The sequence below is a fragment of the Variovorax sp. 20P10.2.4 genome (assembly GCF_058244205.1).
In genome coordinates this window covers 1-1,744 of the sequence record NZ_JBZAYE010001023.1, presented here as the reverse complement: position 1 = coordinate 1,744, position 1,744 = coordinate 1, and the positions used below count along the sequence as shown (strand labels likewise).

The window sequence follows — 1,744 nt, the reverse complement described above, 5'->3', positions numbered from 1 at the left end:
GCGCGCGCGCTGGCGGCCCGGCGCGCCGGTGGTGGCGCTGGTGTTCTACCGCTCGCACCTGCTGTCGGGCAACACGGCCGCCTTCGATGCGCTGGCCGAGGCGCTGTCGGCCGAGGGCCTGAACCCGCTGCCGCTGGCGCTCGATTCGCTCAAGGACCCGCTGTGCCTGTCGGCGCTGCGCGAACTCTGCGCCACGCATGCGGTGCAACTGGTGCTCAACACCACCGCCTTCGCGGCGCTGGGGCACGACGGCGGCGAGGGCGGCGAACCACCAACGCTGGCCGGTGACGCGCCCGTGCTGCAGGTGATCGTGAGCGGCGGCAACCGCGAGGACTGGCTGGCCGACAGCCAGGGCCTGCGGCCGCGCGACATCGCGATGCAGGTCGCGCTGCCCGAGATGGATGGCCGCATCGTGACGCGCGCCGTGAGCTTCAAGGGCCTGCTGCATCGCTGCGAACTGACGCAGACCGAGGTGGTGGGCTACCGCGCCGAGCCCGACCGCGTCGCCTTCGTGGCCGAGCTCGCGCGCCGCTGGTGCCGCCTGCGCAGCCTGCCGGTGGCCGACAAGCGACTCGCGCTGGTGCTCGCCAACTACCCGGGCAGCGAGGGCCGCATCGGCAGCGGCGTGGGGCTCGACACGCCGGCCTCGGTGATCGCGATCCTCCAGACCTTGCGCGCCGAGGGCTACATGCTCGGCGATCCGAAGGCGCAGCCGGCCGATGGCGACAGCCTGATGCAGACCCTGCAGCAGGGCATTGCCAACGACCCGCGCGAATGGCCCGCGCGGCCCGCCTGGCAGAGCTACGCGCTGGCCGACTACCGCGCGCGGCTGGCCGCGCTGCCCGAAGGCATGGCCGCGGCCATCGACGAACGCTGGGGCCCGCCCGAGCAGGATCCGATGCTGCGCCAGGGCCGCTTCATGATCGCGGGCCTGCGGCTGGGCCAGGTCTTCGTCGGCATCCAGCCCGCGCGCGCGCTGAACCTCTCGGGCTCGCAGGACTATGCGAGCTACCACGACGCCGAGGCCGTGCCGCCGCACGGCTACCTGGCCTTCTACTTCTGGCTGCGCGATGTGTTCGGCATCGACGCGGTGGTGCACGTGGGCAAGCACGGCAACCTCGAATGGCTGCCTGGCAAGAGCATCGCGCTGACGCAGGCCTGCTGGCCCGACGCGGTGCTCGGGCCGCTGCCCAACGTCTATCCCTTCATCGTCAACGACCCGGGCGAGGGCGCGCAGGCCAAGCGCCGCACCCAGGCCGTGATCGTCGACCACCTGATGCCGCCGCTCACGCGCGCCGAGAACCATGGCCCGATGCAGGACCTCGAGCGCCAGGTCGACGAGTACTACGACGCGCTGCTGGTCGACGCACGCCGCGCGCGCGTGCTGCGCGCGCAGATCCTCGCCGCCGTGCGCGCCCAGCACCTGGTCGACGAGCTCGACGCGGCGGGTGCCGAGGACGATGCCGTGCTCGCGCGCGTCGATGCCTACCTCTGCGAGCTCAAGGAAACCCAGATCCGCGACGGCCTGCATGTGTTCGGTGCCTCGCCCGAGGGCCGGCTGCGGCGCGACACGCTGCTGGCGCTGGCGCGCTATCCGGCGGGCGACGGCAGCGGCGCCGACGCGGGGCTGCTGGGCGCGCTGTCGCACGACCTGCTGCCCGGCGAGCACTTCGATCCGCTCGACATCGAGCCCGCGAAGCCCTGGCAGGGCGCGCGGCCCGCGCTGCTGCAAGCGGTGAGCGAC

General features: G+C 73.1%; 1 protein-coding gene. It reads left to right on the top strand.

The window, feature by feature from the left end; translation table 11 throughout:
- On the top strand, positions 1-1,744 hold a 1,744-nt coding region (locus AC27VN_RS40630), incomplete at both ends, for a cobaltochelatase subunit CobN (RefSeq protein WP_490880387.1).